Raw genomic sequence first — 20,398 nt, 5'->3', positions numbered from 1 at the left:
TTTTATAAGAAATGAGAATTTTTTACGATAAGAAATACTTATATTATGGAAAAGAAACTTCATCGCTTCGTGATGAAAGCCAACATTATTGATCAGCGCTCGCGCCATTTGCAATGGGCGGGTGAAGATAAAGTTTTGATGTCGTATCTTTGGGGTAACGGTACATGAAGTATTCATTCCCTGAAAAGGTTGGATGTATCATGAAAAAAATAGTATGGCTTTTTATGTTGATTTTCTTAGCTGGATGTAATATTACCGTACTGCAGCCCAAAAGTGAGACAGCTAGTGAACAAGCATTCTTAATTAATTTTAGTTTTTGGCTCATGATGATTGTTGTGGTTACGGTTTTTACTTTATTTATTCGTTTTGTATATAAATATCGATTTACGGAAAAAAGGAAGGACGATCTACCAGAAGATGTAAAAGGAAATCGGAAGTTAGAAATTACATGGATTGTGTTGCCTATTCTATTACTCATTGTTTTAGCTGTACCAACAATTGCCATTACTTATGAACAATCAGCCAAAGCACCGCAAGATAGAAAGAAGAACGGAGTACATATTGATGTAATAGGTAAGCAGTTCAGTTGGACATTTCAACATGAAAATGGCAAAAAAGAAATGAATCGACTGGTGATCCCAGAAGGAGAACCAATTATTTTTCATTTGACCTCTGAAGATGTCATTCACTCCTTTTGGGCTCCTAAATTAGGTGGCAAAGTCGATGTTATGCCTGGAAAAGAAATAACTTATGAAATAAAAAAACCAGAAAAAGGATCTTATCAAGGGAAGTGTGCGGAATATTGTGGACTTGCTCATGCTAATATGACCTTTAAAACAAAGGTAGTAGCTAAAGAAGATTATCAGGAATATCTAATACAGGAATCGCAATAAGTATGAGGTGAACGTTTATGAAGCTATCCTTATTTGGACAAAATGTAATGATTCCTTCTGATGTTATAGCTGCATGGATTACTTCTATCCTATTAGCTATTATCATTGGATTCTTCATCATAAAGAAGCGGAAGTTTAGCATGATTTGGAAGTATCTAAGAACGATGAATCATCGAAGAATAGGAATCATGTATATATTGTTTGGTATTATCTACTTTTTTAGGGCTGGATTAGATGCATTGTTTATTCGAGCTCAATTAGCAATACCAAATAATGATTTTTGGGTCTTCCAAGGCGAAAAATATAACGAAGTATTTACAACACATGGTACATTAATGATCTTTTTTGTTGCCATGCCACTATTGTTGGGACTCATGAATATTGCGGTTCCTTTGCAAATTGGTGCAAGAGATTTAGCATTTCCATTTTTAAATGCACTAGGGTTTTGGCTGTTTTTCGCTGGTTCCCTTTTCTTTAATATAGCATTTTTTATAAATATGACTCCAGAAGTTGGTTGGACAGGCTATACACCGTTATCAAGGGCTGAATATACACCTGGTGCAGGAACAGAGTTTTATGTTTTTGGTTTGCAAATATCCGGGTTAGGTACCATTTTTACAGCACTTAACTTAATTGTTACGATTATGCGTCATCGAGCACCAGGAATGAAGTATACAAGAATGCCCTTGTTTGCTTGGGCAACCTTAATCACTTCCTTTCTAATTTTAATCGCTTTTACGGTATTGGCAATTGCCCTATATCTTCTCATGTTTGACAGATTATTTGGAACGGGGTTCTTCTCTGGAGAAGAAGGCGATCCAATTTTTTGGCAGCATTTATTCTGGATTTTTGGACATCCTGAAGTGTATATTCTGGCATTGCCAGCTTTTGGCATCTTCTCTGATATTATTGCTACGTTTTCTCGAAAGCGTATTTTTGGCTATCCAGTTATGGTCGTATCTATTACTTTAATTGGATTTTTAGGGTTTATGGTTTGGTCGCATCACATGTTTACGGTAGGACTTGGACCAATGGCAAATACATTTTTTGCGATTACCACCATGGCAATTGCTGTCCCTACAGGAATCAAGGTTTTTAATTGGCTATTTACAATGCGTGGTGGGGTTATTCATTTTACAACACCAATGCTATTTGCGTTAGGTTTTATTCCTTCCTTTGTAATGGGTGGAGTAACAGGGGTAATGCTTTCTGTATCTGCTGCAGATTTTCAATTCCACGATACACACTTTGTGGTCGCTCATTTTCACTATGTGATTATTGCTTCTACGATATTAGGTGTATTTGCTGGATTGTATTATTGGTACCCTAAGATCACTGGCTATATTTTAGACGAAAAGTTAGGCAAATGGCATTTTTGGACATTTCTCATTGGATTTCATTTAACTTTTTTCCCCATGCATATTACGGGATTGGAGGGAATGCCACGTCGTGTCTACACATATACCCAAGCAGACGGTATTTTTCTTCTAAACGCTGCAAGTACAGTGGGTGCTTTTTTAATGGGAATAAGCATGCTATTTGCTGTTTGGAATGTGTATATAACACATAAAAAAGGTGAAAAAGTTGGGAATGATCCATGGAATGGTCGTACATTAGAATGGACCGAAGCTTCACCTGCCCCGGAACATACATTTGAACCAATGCCAATTGTCGATGAAATAGACGTTTTCTGGTTTGCGAAAATTGAAAACAGATCGCTAGCAACTACTTTAGCAGTTAGAATAAAGCCATTGGAGCAAGAAACGATTCAACCATTTTTCATTGCCATGGCATTGCTAGTAATATGTACAGGACTAACATTTACATGGTATTGGTTGACGATAGCTGGGGCAGTACTATTATTTTCGCTACTCATTGTACGATCCTTTACAGATGAACGAGAAAGTTTCTATGGGAAGGAAGATCCGTATGAATAGTCAAGAAGCAGCGTTATTTCAAGATAAGAAGATTGGCTTCTTTATATATTTGGGTGTGGAAGCAATTATGTTTGCTGTTTTGTTTGCGACATATTTTATTTTTACACCAGCAGCTAAAGGACCCTATCCTACGGAAGTGTTTGAAGCGAGGACGGTTTTGCTTTCATCGTTTTTTCTTTTATCTAGTAGTGGGACGTTGCTTATAGCTGAAAAGGGAATAGAAAAGAAGAATCAAACAAAGGTGATCGTCGGGCTAGGTGCTACCTTATTATGCGCTTTCGCTTTTCTTGGATTAGAAATTCATGAGTTTTATACATTTGTACAGGAAGGGTATGGTATAACTACCAGCATATTCTTAGCATCTTTCTATGTTCTCGTAGGTCTGCATGCTGCGCATGTTGCCTTTGGCATTGGCTGGATGATTGTATTATTCCTTCATTACTATCGACCTAAGGTATCCTATTCCTTGTATATGGAAAAACAAATCATTTTCTCGTATTACTGGCATTTTGTTGATGTCGTTTGGGTTTTCATCATTTTGTTGGTATATTTACCATATCTCTAATTAGGGTGAAAAAAGTATACTTACAAGGAATGGTGTCAGGTTATATTTCTTCCATTTTGTCAAAAACAGTAGTTATCTGTAAATTCTGCCTATTTTTTATATTGTAGTTGATTATAGCCATAAACAGCGGTACAATGTAATAGCATATTAACTCGGTATTAGTAGGGGGAATCTTAAGCGTATGGTTAGCTTTTTACAGGTATGTGATGATACAGAGAAGAAGCTTGGCAGGAAATTGCAGGAGAAGGAAATACAGTTTTTGCAATGGGTGTATAAACGCTATATAGAGGAACAACCTAAAAGTGTATTGGAATACTTAGGGTAATGGATATGGATAATAGGGTCTCATATGATAGGTATCGAGTTGATAAAAATGAAAACCAGTAACAAGGTCCTGTCGAACAGGGCTTTTTTATTGCCTAAAAGTATAAATTGTACCAGGGGTTATTCATGGAATTAACGGACAGAAACAATGGGAAGTAAACTGTTTGTTTATAGATATAAATCCTTTTATAATAGAAGAAGAAAAACAAGGAAGGGGTACATAAAAAGATGGCAGTAGCAAACTCCACTATCATTCAAAAAATGATAAATGAACTACAATCTGCAAAGCAGGTAGAGGAACATTCAAAGGAAATGTATAAACATATTAGTAATGTTCGTTTATTATGTGATTTATTCCTTGAAGAAGATATAGAAGAAAATTCTAAACCAACTAAAACAGCTATAAATGATATCTCTGCTGCGGAGATGAAGGCTATGCTTGGCGAGATGAAAGCAAAAACGCATGCCGAATCAATTTACAAATCTACCGCCGATCATGATGGAGCGAATGGTGAATCACTATTTGAATTTTAAATAAAGAGGTGTAAAATAACATGAAGCTATTCTTATTATTGGGTATTATCAATGGGTTTTTAGCTGTGGCATTAGGCGCATTCGGAGCTCATGGATTGGAAGGTAAAATCTCTAAAAGTGCGATCGCAACCTGGGAAAAAGCTGTGAACTATCAAATGTTCCACACGATGGCTTTATTAGTAACAGGTATTTTAATGATGAAAGCAAATTCAGCAGGTATCATGTGGGCTGGGTGGATGTTTTTCTTTGGGATAATTTTATTCTCGGGAAGTTTGTATATTTATTCAACAACGGCTATTAAAACATTTGCTATGATTACACCAATTGGAGGAGTTGCGTTTTTAATAGGTTGGATACTTTTGGGAACCTTCGTGGTAAAACACTTATAGTATTATAGAAAGCAATCCTTATAGTTGGAAAACAAAAAATATTGAAAACAGCAATATCAATAATGCACGTGCAGCTTGTTTTAATGCATGTTGTGATTTGTAGGTATTCCAATCTATCCACGCATCACAAGCAAGACTTACAATAACAAGTAAGATACAGAAGAAAATAAGTACAGTGTATGCTTTAATCATCGCGATTAACCCAATAACTGCAGCACCAATTAGAGAGATGAGCTCTATTAAGATAAATTTTTCATAAGGTCGTTTCATATAATCAACCTCTCTACACCTTTCTAATGGTACAAATAGAGGGATGACACAATAGAATGAAGTGTCATCCCTCTTTCTTAGAAGAAATATCATTCCAATTACTTTCTTAGCTATAATTATCTTGGAGAATAGGATGTATTTCCATAAGGATAGGAGTAATTTAATTCTTCATCAAAGGTTACATAATCTAAGTACACCATTAATAGTAAATATCGCTTTCCTGTTTGAGGGTCACTTAAAACGATATGGTCTCTTCCAGCAGCTTCGATAATTCCTCTAAAAACTTTGGCATTCCACTGCTCATTATTCTCAAATGTCATGTAGACCGTCGCTTCTTTTCCTCTGTTTAATCGAAGGATGTTTTCAATATACGATTCTTGTTCAGGTAGCATCATTCCTTGACCGTTACCACCACTTGTTGGGTATGGCTGTGCCTGTTGCATAGATTGTTGCATTGGTGGTTGGGTTGATTGCCTCATATTGTAAACAGGGTAATAGGCTGGAGATGTCGCTGGGTAATAGTAATATGGATAAGGTTGTTGATAGGCATTTGCCTGCTGGTTGTTGTTTTCCTGGTTATCACTCATTTAAAAACCTCCTGTACATCTTTTTGAATTTTTGAACTAACGGAAGACACTTGGGCATTCTTCCGCTGTTGGTGCAAAAAAACAGTGGGACTTGAATCTACCAACATTTGATTGACCATACCATTGAGCAGGGCATGCCCCTGCTGGCATGAAAAACCATAAGGAGTTGGTAGCAGGGTGCTGCCGTTCTCCTTGAATCACCCTTCTTGCCAAACGTTTCTCAGACTCTCGAGCGCGTTGATAAAAATACCCTTTTTGGGTTGCCTCAAATCCGCCAGGACTTTGATATACCATATCATTAATGGTGCGAATATCAGTGAAATCAAGGCAGTCGGAAATGACACGATTAATTCCGGTATTTCCAACCATTAGCATACCTAAGTTTCCGTCCCCTTCTGCCTCTGCACGCATTAATCTTGCAAGGAGTGCTACATCCTTATCTGTATGTTTGACAACGGCCATTAGCATTCCTCATTTCTGTCCAATCTGGTTGCACTAGTATATGTATGTAATGACGAAGGGAAATATGTTTAAATGATTGAAAAAATGAGGACAAAAAACACCCTAGAAAAATGGTTATGAATTTGTAGATTCCCCACCATCCACATGCAGGACCTGCCCTGTAACTAGTCTTGAGTCATCTGATGCAAGGTAAACATAAGTAGGTGCTAGTTCAAATGGCTGACCAATCCGATTAAATAAGTTTGTGCCATGCAGGGCATTCATGTCAGATGAAAAGCTTGCTGGTATTAGTGGCGTCCAAATTCTTCCCGGAGCTACAGCATTCACACGAATACCTTGGCTTGCCACATTTTTTGCAAGGGATCTAGTCCAGCCTACAATAGCGCCTTTGGTGGCAGTGTAATCAATTAATAACGGTTCCCCTGCATATGTAACTACGGATGTAGTCCCAATAATTGAGCTTCCTGGTTTTAAATAGGGTAAGGCTGCTTTTGTTGTATAGAAATGCGAGTAAATATTTATCTTAAATGTTGTATCAAATTGTTCATCTGTAATATCTAATAAATCATTTTGCTGAAATTGAATACCAACATTATTACAAAGTATGTCTAATCTCCCAAAAGCATCGATGGTTTTATCTACGATTAATTTACAATGTTGTCTTTCTGTTAAATCACCTGGTATTAACAAACATTTCTGATCATGAGCTTCAATTCGTTTTTTCGTTCGTTCTGCATCTTTCTGTTCATCTAAGTAAGCAATTGCTACATTTGCTCCCTCTTTTGCAAAGGCAATTGCAGCCGAAGCCCCTATACCACTATCTCCACCAGTAATTAAAGCAACTTTATCCTTTAATTTATTACTCCCTTGATAATGTGGATTTTCAATGATTGGTTTTGGTACCATGAAGTCTTCATGCCCTGGCTGACTTAATTGGCGTTGTTCTGGATTACTTAAAGGTATGTCTTCATAGCGAGTGATTTTTCCATAATTAGGATAGAGCGGATAGGGGTCTGTTTGTTTGTTTTCCTCAAACCATTTCTGATACGCTCGTATATCACGTAATTCCTCTTCAGATGGAAATTGGTTACGAGAATGACCTTCTTTCAACTTAAACCCTCCTTTTTCATTTATGTAATACTGTATGAATGGGCTGCTGTCTATGTGCTAGTTAGATTGATTTATTAGCTAGACTTGTTTCAACCGGAAAGTTATATCATAGACTATAGAAAGGGGAGGGAAGTTTATTGTTAATTACATTTCACCCAAAGGTAACGTGGTTGTTAATTGGACATTCAGAGGAACGGGTCAGAATGCATTACCTTGATGAAAGCTGGTCCATGCCAGTTATTGGTGAGCGGCCACCTTATTACTCAAATCCACAGTATAAACCGTATTTTCCACTTATTTAATCAAAAAAAGGAATGCCGCCTGAACAGGGGCATTCCTAATTACTTATTATATATTTAAGTAAGCTGCGATGGCATCATTTGGAAGGTGATTTCCAACAAAGAATTCACCGAACTCTCCGTATTTCGAACTTACTTCGTCAAAACGCATTTCATAGACAATTTTTTTGAACTGTAATGGATCGTGTGCAAATAAAGTAACGCCCCATTCCCAATCGTCTAATCCAATCGAGCCGGTAATAATTTGGCTAACTTTGCCTGCATATTTACGACCTGTCTTACTATGTTCATAAAGCAATTGCCCTCTGACGTCTTTTTCCAGTGTATACCAATTTTCTTCCCCTTGACGTCGTCTGTCCATTGGATAGAAACACACATGCTCCCATTTAGGTAGTATTGGTTTTAGCCGTTTTGCTATCTCGGGAAGCTCCTCTGGTTTTTCCACTTTATATGGACGGTACTTAGATAACTCTACAACAGATACATAAGAGTGTGCAGGAATTAAAAATTCTCCCATTTTAGATTTATTAAGCTCTGTTTCAATTTCAGACAACTCGTTTGTTGTTGGTCGTAAGAACATAAACATCAGGTCTGCTTTTTGCCCAACAATATTATAAAGCACGTGACTTCCATTATTTTCTTCTTCTACTTTCTCCCATGCTGCCAACAATTGTTGAAGGCTTTCAATAGCCTCTTTTCTTTCTTCTTCTGTAGCTAACTTCCAAGAAGTCCAATCCACAGTGCGGAAATCATGCAGGCTATACCAACCATCCATGGTTTCTACTGCTTCTACCATCACTATCTCTCCTTTTTATATCAACTAGTAGAGGTGGCCAAAAGATCTAGTATAGACCTCTAACTATCTCTATCAATAATTTATTTATTTCCATTTTTACTATAGCATATTTGGGGAAGGATATTCATGATGTAGACTTGTAATTGACACGCCATGTTAGAATTGTCATTGGACTGTCAAAAAACGTCCATGCAGTAACAATTGCTTTCATTTATGCTAAGAATCATCTACTATTTAACTATATCCATTTAGGAGGTTTTATAAAAGTGAGTGAATTATTCGATCAAGTGAAAGAAAAGGTTTCTAACCAAAATAAATCGATCGTGTTTCCGGAAGGGACAGATGAACGTATATTAACAGCTGCAAGTCAATTAGCTGCAGCAGGGATTTTAACACCAATCCTAATTGGAGATAAAACGGCTATTAAACAAAAAGGAGAAGAAGTCGGTGTGGATGTATCCCGTTGTAAACTAATGGATCCAGCTGAATTTCCGGAATTTGACCTTATGGTTGAGACGTTTGTAGAACGCCGTAAAGGTAAAGTTTCAAAAGAAGATGCAAAAAAAATTCTACTTGATGAAAATTATTTTGGTACCATGCTTGTCTATATGAATCAAGCAGATGGCCTAGTAAGTGGTGCTACTCATTCGACAGCTGATACAGTTAGGCCTGCATTGCAAATTATCAAAACGAAAGAAGGGGTTCAAAAAACGTCTGGTGTGTTCATTATGGTTCGTGGTGAAGAGAAGTATGTGTTCGCAGATTGTGCGATTAACATTGCCCCGAATAGTCAAGATCTTGCTGAAATTGCTGTGGAAAGTGCGACAACCGCAGAACTGTTTGATGTGAATCCACGTGTAGCAATGCTCAGTTTTTCTACAAAGGGTTCAGCAAAATCAGAGGAAACAGAACGTGTAGTAGAAGCCCTATCCATTGCAAAAGAAAAGAATCCTTCACTAACAATTGATGGAGAATTTCAATTCGATGCTGCCTTTGTACCAAGTGTAGCAAAGAAAAAAGCCCCGGATGCTGAACTACAAGGAGATGCGAATGTCTTTGTATTTCCAAGTTTGGAAGCAGGGAATATCGGCTATAAAATTGCCCAACGTTTAGGTGAGTTTGAGGCAGTTGGACCAATTCTCCAAGGTTTGAATAAACCAGTAAATGACTTATCACGTGGCTGTAGCGCGGAAGATGTATATAATTTAGCATTAATTACTGCTGCTCAGGCAGAATAAATAAAGCTTGCTATGGGGTCGCCCATGCAAGCTTTTTTAGCCTTCATTTCGTATTCGTTCATTACGTTTTTTCATTTGTTCGAGGCGTTTTTGATAATCTGCTAGCTCTGGTTCAGAAAAGGGAGATTCAATAATTTGATTATTAAAATCTGCTAATGCCTGAGTGATCCGTTCTTTGATATCCTTAACGGTTAATTTTGTCCGTAATAAGTCAGATAAAGACGCCATTACATTTGGATCTACAGAAGGATAGCTGAATTTTGTGGATTCGCCTTTTTTGCTCGTCTCGTAAAAATTTTTAATCAGAGTTGCTCGTTTATAACTATTGCCTTCTATATCCAAGTATATTTGTACAGCTACTCCATTTTTAACTCTACGTTGTGAAATTCCAGCAAATTTCTTTCCGTTAATGCTTAGATCATACTCTCCAGGACAATAGGAGTTTATAATTTCGTATGCTTCAATTTGATCTGTTAAGTCTTTCAGTATGTGTTTAACAAAACTAACCATTGCTTCATATCCTTCATGAATGGATAGATCTTTCACCCCAGGAAGAATTAAGGAAATATTGAGTACACCATCATCTAAAGCCACAGCTAAGCCGCCCGAATTGCGAATAATCACTTGGAATCCTGCCTTTTTAAGCAATTGAATCCCTTCATCGATGTAGGGAAGCTTGGCATCGGGGATGCCGAGGACAATCGTATTTTCATGCACCCATAGGCGTAAGGTTGATGGTGAAAATTTATTACTTATTGATAATGCCAGAGCATCATCAATAGCAAAAGAATGAAGAGCTGTAAACGATTCATTATGAAAGGTGGATATCGCGGAATGGTCGATGTATCGAAATGTATCTTGTTGAATGATGTCTTCCCAATTTTTCATAGTTAACTCCTTGATTTACTTGCAATGAAATTGTAAGTGTATTTTTAGCTTTTTTCTTAGAATTATGTTTCTAAATGACTGATAGTATTGGCCGGCATGAGTGTAGGTTACAAAGACATTGCCACAGGAGGTGGCGAAGTTAGTCTTTGGGACTATTTTATCAGAAAAAACCAAATTGAAGGTTCACTTTATCCCGCATCTAACTGGCAGTAAACCTTTCATTAATTGCTAGTGAATATCATCAAGAAAGGGGAGAAAGGAAACTGCCAGTAAATGTCCGATTGGTTCACCTATCAATCAGAAAAAACCAGATTGAAGGTTCACTTTATCTATTATATAATAAAAAGAAATCGTCGAAAAGAAACGGATGGGTATACATACATGGCATATAAAGACGAACAACTACATGAAGAAAAAGTGTTCAAGGATCCTGTACATCGATACGTGCATGTAAAAGATAGAGTTATCTGGGATTTAATTTCAGCTCCAGAATTTCAACGGCTTCGTAGAATTAAACAATTAGGTACCACAAATTTGACCTTTCATGGTGCAGAACATAGCAGATTTAATCATTCGCTTGGTGTTTATGAGATTGTTCGTAGAATCATATCTAACTTTGAAGGACGCCCTCATTGGAACAGTGAGGAACGTCTTCTTTGCTTATGTGCTGCATTGTTGCACGATTTGGGACATGGCCCGTTTTCTCATTCGTTTGAAAAAGTATTTAAGTTAGATCATGAATATTTCACACAGCAAATTATTTTAGGAGATACGACGGTAAATAAAATCTTAGAGCGTGTGGATAAAGGATTTGCACAGAATGTTTCAGATGTCATTGCCAAAACCTATAAAGACAAATTAGTCGTTAGTTTGATTTCCAGTCAGATCGATGCGGATCGCATGGATTATTTACAACGAGATGCTTATTTTACAGGGGTAAGCTATGGGCATTTTGATATGGAAAGAATCCTCCGTGTGATGCGCCCCATGGAGGATCAAGTAGTTATTAAGTATACTGGAATGCACGCCGTTGAAGATTATATTATGAGCCGATATCAAATGTATTGGCAAGTTTATTTTCATCCAGTAACCCGAAGTGCAGAAGTAATATTATCCAAAATCCTTCATCGAGCGAAGGTTCTGTATGAAGATACACATTATACGTTTAAATTAGAGCCTACACATTTCCTTTCTTTCTTTAATGGTAATGTTGATTTAAAGGATTATTTAAAGTTGGATGAGGGAATCGTCTCTTATTATTTTCAGCTTTGGCAAGAAGAAGAGGATGCAATATTAAGTGATTTATGTGAAAGATTTACAAACAGAAGGTTATTTAAATATATTGAGTTTAACCCGAATTTACAAATGAATGAATGGATGGAACTTCACCGGTTATTCATGCAAGCGGGAATTGATCCAGATTACTATCTAGTTGTTGATTCTTCTTCTGATTTACCGTATGACTTTTACCGGCCAGGAGAAGAGGAAGAACGCTTACCTATTCACTTGCTAATGCCGAACGGTGAGCTTAGAGAATTGTCAAGGCAATCGGAAATCGTTGAATCTATTTCTGGAAAAAAACGGACAGATCATAAATTGTATTTTCCTAATGATTTGGTAGAAAAGATGGAAAATAGTGCGATGAAGGAACGTGTAGAAGAAATTCTGAATGGTCAGGGAGATGTCAAGAATGCTAACTAATCACGCAAAGTTAATGCAGTTTTTTTCAGTAGCTAATGAAGTGACTGGCAGAAAAAAACTACAAAAAATGATTTATATTCTACAAAAGTGTGGGTTGCCATTTGAGGAGAAATATGAATTTCATTTTTACGGTCCTTATTCGGAAGAGTTAACATTGCGAGTAGAAGAATTATGTAATTTAGGGTTTATCCAAGAAAAAAAAGAAGATAAAAGTAACTATTTTCAATATCATTATACGATTACGAATGATGGAGAGGAGTTCTTGCATCAATTTGCAATGGACATGCCCGAATTTTCAGGACAAGTAGAAGCAATGAAAGGGAAAAGCTCAAGGTTTTTAGAGCTCGTAGCTACGATGCTATATTTTGATGGTTTGTCTCCGGAAGAGAACGTCGCGAAAGTACATACGGTGAAACCGAAGCAAAAATATACGGATGAGGAAATACAAGAGGCACAATTTTTTATTAAGTGGTTGAGGCATTAAAGTCAGATATGTGTCATCATACCTGTACCTATGCTAAAATATAAGACAGTAGAAATAGAAGGAGGATTTTGGGATGAGTTCCGATCAATCTTCGAATAAGAAAAAAAATAACTTTACGATCATTAAGGATGACTCCACGGATGGACATGGTGGATACGGGTACGGCTCGATTAGTTTAGAAAACATGTCTTCTGTGATTGTGGATCCGAATGAGAATAAAGCTTACGTTGATATGGCAGCCATGCATGCAAGAAGCGATATTGAACGACGAGTCAAATATCTAAACGATAAAAGTGAAGTACCAAATGGTAAATTATATTGGATTGTCTGGGTAAATGTTGATCAAGGAGAGAAAGGTCCTTTTTATTCCGGTGTAGCAGGTAGCGAATTGCGCGTTGATCGATCAATAAAACGTGCCTACAAATCGATGCCTGAGCATGTAACGCATATGGAAAAGTCTCTCAAAGGTAAAATCATTGTAGACCATATGGATGCGCCTTCGAAAAAATTACTAAAAGACTTTTTAGTCGAGTTTAATCCAGACATGTGGAATAATTCAACGGAAGAGTTAAAGTCGTCTCTTCCAGAATAAGAAAGAAAAGGTGTACAAATCTGGTGAATGATACTAAGGTAGTACACCTTTTTCGAGTTTATTTACGTTATTTGCTAAAAAGTGAACATTTTGTGACGTCATGATAAACCATTCAGTTTTATCTTGTACTTTTTTTTAGAAATTTGTAAAATATAGGTGTACATGGGCTACTCATGTATTACTAGGACAAAAAAGCAGCCGAAATCAGTGATTGCTGGGTTCGGCTGCTTTTTTAATCTGAATATTTAACTATTCTAATTAAATAAATCAAATATTTTTTCCATCATGCTTTTGTCTTCTTGCTCTGTCTTTGGTTGTTGCTTTTCTTCATTTTGATGAAAATGTACCATGCAGTGTTCATCTGGCTCTGTACCTTTTTCAAAATACATGACACGACTTGATTCACAATAAGGAGTTGCTCGTTTCCCAGTGGTGGGGTCTATCGGTACTCCTACAACATCTGAAGGGATAGCGAAAGTTTCTTGTGGCAAATCTTTATGGGCATTATTCATAAATCCAGCCCATATTTCTTTTGCGTAACTTGCTTCCTCTACGACCTCCATTTTGCGGTTATCATCGTATCCGATCCAAATCCCAGCTGTGATAGATGGACTATAGCCCATCATCCAACTATCTGAATTGGTTGTTCCTGATTTTCCTGCATACAATCGATCCAGTTCATCTGCTATCGAAGAACCGGTAACTTGCATATAACCGTCCAATTCATGGTCAAACATCCCAGTCATTAAATGTGTAAGGATGAAGGTGCTTTTCGAATCAAGGATTTGTTTTCCTTGTTCTTGTGTATTTTTATATACTGCTTTTCCTGTATGGTCATTAATTTCTGTTACTGCATGGGGCTGAATGTCATGTCCACCATTTGCCAATATACTATAACCGGTAACCATTTCTTGCATAGATACAGCTGCCGTCCCAAGGGCAAGCGATGGAACAGCTTGAAGCTTACTTGTAAAGCCCATTTCTTTTACCGTTTCTACAACATTCTTGGGACCAACATACATATTTGTTTTCACAGCATAAATATTATCAGAGAGTGCTAAAGCTTGTGCTAATGATATCTTTTTATTTGCATAGTAACCATTAAAATTACTGGGCTGATAGACTTCACCGTTTGCTAATTCAAAAGACGTAGGTTTGCTCATCAACATGGTGTTAGGCGTATAGCCATTTTCCAGCGCAGTATAATAGACAAATGGTTTAAATGAAGATCCTGGCATCCGTTTCGCTTGTACAGTTCGATTGAATGTACTCTCTCCGTAGTTACGGCCACCTACCATTGCAATTATTCCACCAGTTTTCGGATTCATTGCTAAGCCGCCTGCTTGAACTTCACTTGCATCAGAAATTTTATCTGATATTTGCTGCTCTAACTGAACCTGTGAATCTTTATTTAATGTGGTATGAATTTCATATCCCCCAGATCGTATTGCCTCTACATCGACATCTAGAAGGTTAGCAGCTTCTTTAATAGCATAATCCTGAAAATAGGGGCCGATTGCTTTTTTATCTTCTTTTTTGGGCTTTTGATATACTAATTTTTCTTGAATAGCATTATGATAAGCTTCTTCACTAATTCTATTTTGTGCCCGCATTGCTTTGAGTATTTGTTGCTGACGCTGCTCTGCACGTTTTTTATCATTCAAAGGTGAGTAATATGTTGGTCCTTTAGGTATACCTGCTAACATCGCAGCCTGTGCCAAAGAAATTTGACTAGATGTCTGATTAAAGAATAAATTACTAGCGTACTCGATACCGTAAGCACCATGTCCGTAATAGATCGTATTCAAGTATCCTTCTAATATTTCATCCTTGGAATAGAACATTTCTAGACGAACCGTATAAAAAGCTTCTTTTATTTTACGCAGCCACGTTTTTTCGTGCGTTAAGTACAAATTACGTGCGTATTGTTGTGATAATGTACTTGCACCTTCCTTAAGGGATAGTGTTTGTATATCTTTTAATATAGCAGCAAATATCCGTTTAAAATCAAATCCATGATGTTCATAAAAATTACGATCTTCAATTGCTAACGTCGCTTGTATGAGATCGTTCGACATATCATTTAAATCGACCCATTGCCGGTTTTCTAAGCCACTTTCTTCTCCTATGATTTCCCCTGAATTACTATACAAGATGGTATTTTGTTCGTTTGCTAATTCTGGTGGACCGAGTAGAAAGCTAATGAGATAGATACCAACTATAAAAGTAGCAAAAAAAAGTGTGGTCGCTCCTATAACAGTTAGAATGAATTTATGTTTACGTACGTTTCGAAATTTCGACATATGTTTTCCCTCATTAAAGTCTGCATTATTAGCATTATGGGATAACCGATAGCCAAATAAACATATTTAGAGAAATTGCTTGGCTTTCTGACATCACTCACGATAAATTTACTGTTACATGTAATGGAAGTATCCATTGGAGCATGTTGTTTACCAAAAACCATATGTAATTTAGCTTACAGCTACAGGACCCCTCATTGAAATAATGCTTGGAAATAATAACCGTTTCATACGAGGGCTTTTTGGATATAGCTTAACTAGGTGATTTTTATTATTAGTATTGCTAATCCACCTTATTTATCGCTATAATAGTAAAATATGATTTTAAAGACTGAGGCGATAGAATGAATACTCCAACGACACAAGTTGTTATTGAACTTTCTACAATAATCGATGATAATGGTCAAATGGAATATAATAAAATTCAAGAGACTGGATTTTTATATAAAAAAGGAAATTTGGATGTTCTCACATTTGAGGAAATAGCAGATGACCAAACGATGATTAAGAACCTAATCACCATTCAATCAAATCGGGTGAATATAAAGCGCTCTGGTAATATTTCGATGAATCAACAATTTCAAGAAAAGCAAACAACAGAAAATGTGGTAAAGCATCCTTATGGTAGTATCCATATGGAAACCTTCACACAATCCATTTCTTATCATCCATTACAAAAAGCCAAAAGTGGAAGCCTGACAATTGCTTACACAGTAAGGTTAAATGGACAAGAAGAAAGACATCAAAAAATCGATTTAATGATGAAGGAGGACATGTCATGAATGTCTTGGCACAGACAGAGGACAAATTAAAGCAAACGATTGAATCAGCAGTTATTCAAGCAGAGCTTGCTACAAAGGAAGAAATTCCAGATATTATTTTAGAAAAACCGAAAGATAAATCACACGGTGACTTTGCAACAAATATTGCGATGCAGCTGGCAAGAATCGCTAGAAAGGCACCAAGACAAATTGCTGATGACATTGTAAACCAACTAAATCAATCAGAAGCATCGGTAGAGAAAATAGAGATTGCTGGCCCAGGGTTTATTAATTTCTTTATGAAAGATGACTTTCTTGGAGAAATTATTCCAACCATTTTAAAAGAAGATACGGAATATGGTAAAACCAATGCTGGAGATAGGAAACGCATTCAAGTCGAGTTTGTATCGGTGAACCCAACTGGAGACCTTCACTTGGGTCATGCACGTGGCGCTGCCTTTGGAGATGTTTTATGTAATGTACTAGATGCGGCAGGCTATCAAGTAGAACGTGAATATTATATTAATGATGCTGGGAATCAGATTGATAATCTTGCACTTTCTGTAGAAGCTCGTTATTTACAGGCACTTGGAAATGACGTGGACATGCCAGAAGATGGTTATCATGGCGAAGATATTATAGAAATTGGGAAACAACTTGGTGTGGAGTATGGAGATCAATGGGCAGTCACAGAACGAGAAGAACGATTAAAATTCTTTAAAGAATATGGTTTGAAATATGAGCTTGGTAAGATTGAGCAAGACCTTGCTGAATTTCGTGTCCACTTTGATTCATGGTTCTCTGAACGTTCGTTGTATAAGGAAAATAAGATTACCGATGCTTTAAAGGTATTAGATCCATATATGTATGAAAAGGATGGGGCAACTTGGTTCCGTACGACAGACTTTGGTGATGATAAAGATCGAGTGCTCATAAAACAAGATGGATCCTATACTTATTTAACTCCAGATATTGCTTATCATAAGAATAAGCTAGATCGAGGTTTTGACCAAATTGTAAATGTATGGGGATCTGACCACCATGGCTATATTCCTCGGATGCGTGCAGCCATTCAAGGATTAGGCTACCCAGTTGAAAAATTTGACGTGAAAATAATTCAAATGGTTAACTTGTTTGAAAATGGAGAAAAGTTGCGGATGAGTAAACGTACAGGCAAAGCTGTTGCACTTCGAGAATTGATGGAAGAAGTAGGTGTAGATGCAGTACGTTATTACTTCGTTGCAAGATCAAATGATTCACAACTGGATTTCGATATGGATCTAGCACGTTCGCAATCGAATGATAACCCTGTGTTTTATGTGCAATATGCGTATGCACGAATTTGTACGATGTTAAAGCAAGCTGAAAGTAAAGGTATTTCTGTCGATAACAGCTTTGATGCTTCTTTATTGACGGCAGAAAAAGAGATTGACCTGCTAAAAAAACTAGGTGAATTTCCGCAGGTAGTTGCTGATGCTGCAGGGAAGCATACTCCCCATAAAGTAACGCAATATCTATATGATTTAGCAACCTTATTACACAGTTTCTACAATGGAGAAAAAGTGATCGATGCTGACCATCTAGATCGAACGAAAGCTCGAATCGCTTTAATGAAAGCTGTACGAATTACATTATCTAATGCCCTGCAATTAATCGGTGTAACAGCGCCAGAAAAAATGTAAGCTGAAGCAGTACGATGCGGCTTACTTAAATAACAGACAAAAGCTATTCCTATAATAATAGGGGTAGCTTTATTTTTGGGTCACGTATCCTTTTCATTATTTATCCGAGAAAATAAAGAGCTGGTTCGTTTGAAGCAACTTTCTAATGAAATAAGTAGATTTTCCGTAGCAAAACGAGAAAGAGGGGGAGCAACTGAGCAAGAAGGTGTTCTTGTCTAATATCCTATTTGTTGGTACACCGGTTAAGAACTGTTTAAAACAATTTACAAATTAAGGAAAATGTAGAGAAAAACACGGAAAAAGGTTGACTGAATGATCATTCATATTTATAGTAAGGTTATAAGATTTCAAAAGATATTATTTTTCAGAAAAATGGAATCGCTATCATTTCGTTTTTTTATCTTTCATTGGAATATACAATGAAAGGTTCTCATTATAATAGATTATTACTACATGATTAGGGGGAGCAAAGACATGGATGCATTTCTGCTTATTAATGCCGTAGCATTTGCAGCAATTACGATTTATGGTCTATATTTATTTGCTAAAGTTGTTGCGACTCGAGTTGCTTACATTCGTCTTGGTAAGAAATCAGAATTTGACCGTGATTTTAAAGGGAGGCTTCGAAGAATTGGGAAGATTGTGTTTGGTCAATCAAAACTATTAAAGGATAAAAAATCTGGTACTATTCATGTCATGATGTTCTATGGGTTTATTCTCGTTCAATTTGGAGCAATTGATATGTTTGTGAAAGGTCTTTCACCAGGTAATCATTTGCCATTTGGAATCTTTTACCCTGGTTTTGTCTTTTTCCAAGAATTAGTAACATTAATGATCCTTGTTGCTGTTGTCTGGGCTTTTTATCGACGGTATATGGAAAAACTTGTACGTCTGAAGCGTGGTTTTAAAGCAGGGTTAGTACTTTTATTTATTGGTACATTAATGATATCCGTGTTAGTCGGCAATGGAATGGCCATGTTGTGGCATGGGCATGAATTAACATGGACAGAGCCAATTGCTAGCTCCATCGCATTTTTGTTTAGTTGGATATCACCTACTGCAGCAATGGTATGGTTTTATATAGCTTGGTGGGTACATACGATTACCATATTAACTTTCCTTGTTTATGTACCACAATCGAAGCATGCACACTTAATTGCAGCTCCAATTAATGTGTTCCTAAGTAAACGTGTCCCCGGTAAATTAAAGAAAATTAACTTTGATATGGATGAAGATGTCAATGAAGAAGAGATATCATTTGGCGTTGGTAAGGTAGAAGATTTTGAACAATATCAAATGATTGACTTCTATGCATGTGTTGAATGTGGGAGATGTACCGATGTATGCCCAGCGTCAGGAACAGGGAAGATGCTTTCTCCAATGGATATTATGATTAAAGTAAGGGATCACCTTACTGAAAAAGGAGCCGCAATTACCGGCAAGTCCCCCTGGGTGCCTGCATATGCATTTGCAAATACCCAGGGAAATCAAGCAACTGCAAAAAATGAAGCAGCGGCGACTGTACAAAGTGCTAGTCTGATTGGTGATGTCATTACAGAAGAAGAGTTAGCTGGCTGTACGACTTGTCGCAACTGTGAAGATGCTTGCCCTGTTAACAATGAACATGTTGGTACAATTATTGATATGCGTAGGTATTTAGTAATGACAGAGGGGAAAATGGATCAAGATGTACAGCGTGCCGTCATGAATATTGAGCGTCAGGGTAATCCTTGGGGCTTGTCAAAAAAAGATCGTATCAAATGGCGCGAACAAGATGAATCGGTATATATCCCTACCGTGAAGGAATTGAAAAAGGAAGAGAAGGATTTTGAATATTTGTTTTGGGTAAGTTCGATGGGATCCTATGATAGCAGAAGTCAAAAGATCGCGATAGCTTTTGCAAAACTAATGAATCAAGCTGGTGTAGACTTTGCTATTTTAGGAAATAAAGAAGCGAATTCAGGCGATACTGCACGTCGAATTGGAAATGAATTTCTATTCCAAGAAATTGCTGAGAAGAACATAAAAGAGTTTAACAAACATGATGTAAAGAAAATCGTTACCATCGATCCGCATGCATATAACATTTTTAAAAATGAATATCCTGATTTTGGTTTTGAAGCAGAAGTGTATCACCATACGCAACTTATGTATGATTTAGTGATGGATGGCAAGTTGAAACCGAAAAAAGCAATTAATCAGCGATTGACATATCATGATTCATGTTATTTGGGCAGATACAATGGTGTCTATGATCCGCCTAGAGAGATTCTCAAATCTATTCCAGGATTAGAATTAGTAGAAATGAAACGAAGTAAAGAAAATGGAATGTGCTGTGGAGCCGGTGGTGGACTAATGTGGTCAGAAGAAACAACAGGGAATAGGATTAATGTTGCCCGTACAGAACAGGCAATGGCAGTTCAACCAAATATGATCTCTAGTGCTTGTCCGTATTGTTTAACCATGATTAGTGATGGTACGAAAGCCAAAGAGGTTGAAGAAGATATAGGCACAATGGATGTCGCTGAAATACTAGCATTATCGGTGGTATTGGAACAAGAACAGCAAACTGCATAAAACAGC

General features: G+C 37.0%; 22 protein-coding genes. 15 read left to right on the top strand and 7 right to left on the bottom strand.

Features of this window, described 5'->3' with window-relative positions; genetic code table 11:
* The first annotated feature begins 200 nt into the window (after positions 1-200).
* The 6 genes from coxB (at position 201) to M948_RS28680 (ending at position 4,642) form a co-directional block, all read left to right on the top strand.
* A complete protein-coding gene (coxB, locus tag M948_RS28700) occupies positions 201-893 on the top strand; it encodes a cytochrome c oxidase subunit II (RefSeq protein ID WP_196806069.1) in 693 nt (230 codons plus the stop codon).
* 140 nt (positions 894-1,033) lie between these two features.
* Entirely contained in the window at positions 1,034-2,830 is a 1,797-nt protein-coding gene (locus M948_RS28695; RefSeq protein ID WP_369759837.1) for a cytochrome c oxidase subunit I, read from the top strand.
* Positions 2,823-3,395, top strand: a complete 573-nt coding sequence (locus M948_RS28690) for a cytochrome c oxidase subunit 3 (protein WP_021289876.1) — start codon at positions 2,823-2,825, stop codon at positions 3,393-3,395. Before M948_RS28695 ends, M948_RS28690 begins: the two co-directional genes overlap by 8 nt.
* 181 nt (positions 3,396-3,576) lie before the next feature.
* Entirely contained in the window at positions 3,577-3,720 is a 144-nt protein-coding gene (locus tag M948_RS43455; RefSeq protein ID WP_021289875.1) for a hypothetical protein, read from the top strand.
* A 227-nt stretch (positions 3,721-3,947) separates the two neighbouring features.
* Positions 3,948-4,253, top strand: a complete 306-nt coding sequence (locus tag M948_RS28685; protein WP_021289874.1) for a YwdI family protein — start codon at positions 3,948-3,950, stop codon at positions 4,251-4,253.
* Positions 4,254-4,273: 20 nt separating this feature from the next.
* On the top strand, positions 4,274-4,642 hold the full coding sequence (locus M948_RS28680; protein WP_021289873.1) for a DUF423 domain-containing protein: 369 nt from the start codon (positions 4,274-4,276) through the stop codon (positions 4,640-4,642).
* 18 nt (positions 4,643-4,660) lie between these two features.
* On the opposite strand, the gene M948_RS28675 is transcribed toward M948_RS28680, so the two are convergent.
* The 4 genes from M948_RS28675 to M948_RS28660 all read right to left on the bottom strand — a co-directional run bounded on the left by M948_RS28675 (position 4,661) and on the right by M948_RS28660 (position 7,017).
* The gene (locus tag M948_RS28675) at positions 4,661-4,912 is read right to left on the bottom strand and encodes a hypothetical protein (protein ID WP_021289872.1); all 252 of its coding nucleotides are present in this window, start codon (positions 4,910-4,912) and stop codon (positions 4,661-4,663) included.
* Between the two features lie 116 nt (positions 4,913-5,028).
* Complete coding sequence (gene gerQ / locus M948_RS28670) at positions 5,029-5,499, bottom strand: spore coat protein GerQ (protein WP_021289871.1); 471 nt, start codon at positions 5,497-5,499, stop codon at positions 5,029-5,031.
* A 36-nt stretch (positions 5,500-5,535) separates the two neighbouring features.
* Complete coding sequence (locus M948_RS28665) at positions 5,536-5,961, bottom strand: cell wall hydrolase (RefSeq protein ID WP_021289870.1); 426 nt, start codon at positions 5,959-5,961, stop codon at positions 5,536-5,538.
* 114 nt (positions 5,962-6,075) lie between these two features.
* A complete protein-coding gene (locus M948_RS28660) occupies positions 6,076-7,017 on the bottom strand; it encodes an SDR family oxidoreductase (RefSeq protein WP_369759835.1) in 942 nt (313 codons plus the stop codon).
* A gap of 191 nt (positions 7,018-7,208) precedes the next feature.
* Between M948_RS28660 and M948_RS43450 the strand changes: the two genes are divergently transcribed.
* Positions 7,209-7,373, top strand: coding sequence for a hypothetical protein (locus M948_RS43450; protein WP_021289868.1), 165 nt, complete (start codon positions 7,209-7,211; stop codon positions 7,371-7,373).
* 46 nt (positions 7,374-7,419) lie between these two features.
* On the opposite strand, the gene hemQ is transcribed toward M948_RS43450, so the two are convergent.
* A complete protein-coding gene (gene hemQ / locus M948_RS28655) occupies positions 7,420-8,166 on the bottom strand; it encodes a hydrogen peroxide-dependent heme synthase (protein WP_021289867.1) in 747 nt (248 codons plus the stop codon).
* A gap of 266 nt (positions 8,167-8,432) precedes the next feature.
* Here hemQ and pta point away from each other — a divergent pair, with 266 nt between their 5' ends.
* A complete protein-coding gene (pta, locus tag M948_RS28650; protein WP_021289866.1) occupies positions 8,433-9,404 on the top strand; it encodes a phosphate acetyltransferase in 972 nt (323 codons plus the stop codon).
* A gap of 36 nt (positions 9,405-9,440) precedes the next feature.
* Here the strand turns inward: pta and M948_RS28645 are convergent, their stop codons facing one another.
* Complete coding sequence (locus M948_RS28645; RefSeq protein ID WP_021289865.1) at positions 9,441-10,292, bottom strand: lipoate--protein ligase family protein; 852 nt, start codon at positions 10,290-10,292, stop codon at positions 9,441-9,443.
* Between the two features lie 381 nt (positions 10,293-10,673).
* Between M948_RS28645 and M948_RS28640 the strand changes: the two genes are divergently transcribed.
* The 3 genes from M948_RS28640 to M948_RS28630 all read left to right on the top strand — a co-directional run bounded on the left by M948_RS28640 (position 10,674) and on the right by M948_RS28630 (position 13,069).
* Positions 10,674-11,993 (top strand): HD domain-containing protein, encoded by a 1,320-nt coding sequence (locus M948_RS28640; RefSeq protein ID WP_031335206.1) that lies wholly within the window; start codon positions 10,674-10,676, stop codon positions 11,991-11,993.
* Positions 11,983-12,477, top strand: a complete 495-nt coding sequence (locus M948_RS28635) for a YwgA family protein (RefSeq protein ID WP_021289863.1) — start codon at positions 11,983-11,985, stop codon at positions 12,475-12,477. Before M948_RS28640 ends, M948_RS28635 begins: the two co-directional genes overlap by 11 nt.
* A 73-nt stretch (positions 12,478-12,550) precedes the next feature.
* A complete protein-coding gene (locus tag M948_RS28630; protein ID WP_021289862.1) occupies positions 12,551-13,069 on the top strand; it encodes a YwhD family protein in 519 nt (172 codons plus the stop codon).
* Between the two features lie 254 nt (positions 13,070-13,323).
* Here M948_RS28630 and M948_RS28625 read toward each other — a convergent pair whose 3' ends face one another.
* A complete protein-coding gene (locus M948_RS28625) occupies positions 13,324-15,372 on the bottom strand; it encodes a transglycosylase domain-containing protein (RefSeq protein WP_021289861.1) in 2,049 nt (682 codons plus the stop codon).
* Between the two features lie 344 nt (positions 15,373-15,716).
* On the opposite strand from M948_RS28625, the gene M948_RS28620 reads away from it, so the two are divergent.
* The 4 genes from M948_RS28620 (at position 15,717) to M948_RS28610 (ending at position 20,392) form a co-directional block, all read left to right on the top strand.
* Positions 15,717-16,154 carry a DUF1934 domain-containing protein gene (locus M948_RS28620; protein WP_021289860.1) on the top strand — a complete coding sequence of 146 codons (438 nt, stop codon included), beginning with the start codon at positions 15,717-15,719 and terminating at the stop codon, positions 16,152-16,154.
* Positions 16,151-17,815 (top strand): arginine--tRNA ligase, encoded by a 1,665-nt coding sequence (gene argS, locus M948_RS28615; RefSeq protein ID WP_021289859.1) that lies wholly within the window; start codon positions 16,151-16,153, stop codon positions 17,813-17,815. Before M948_RS28620 ends, argS begins: the two co-directional genes overlap by 4 nt.
* Before the next feature lie 75 nt (positions 17,816-17,890).
* Entirely contained in the window at positions 17,891-18,034 is a 144-nt protein-coding gene (locus M948_RS43155; protein WP_021289858.1) for a hypothetical protein, read from the top strand.
* A 255-nt stretch (positions 18,035-18,289) separates the two neighbouring features.
* The gene (locus tag M948_RS28610) at positions 18,290-20,392 is read left to right on the top strand and encodes a (Fe-S)-binding protein (RefSeq protein WP_021289857.1); all 2,103 of its coding nucleotides are present in this window, start codon (positions 18,290-18,292) and stop codon (positions 20,390-20,392) included.
* The last annotated feature ends 6 nt before the right edge of the window (positions 20,393-20,398 follow it).

The sequence above is a fragment of the Virgibacillus sp. CM-4 genome (genome assembly GCF_000445495.1).
In the GTDB taxonomy this organism is placed as follows: Bacteria; Bacillota; Bacilli; order Bacillales; family Amphibacillaceae; genus Virgibacillus; species Virgibacillus salexigens.
The sequence above is the reverse complement of the archived record's forward strand: the minus strand, read 5'-3'. Positions and strand labels throughout refer to the sequence as shown.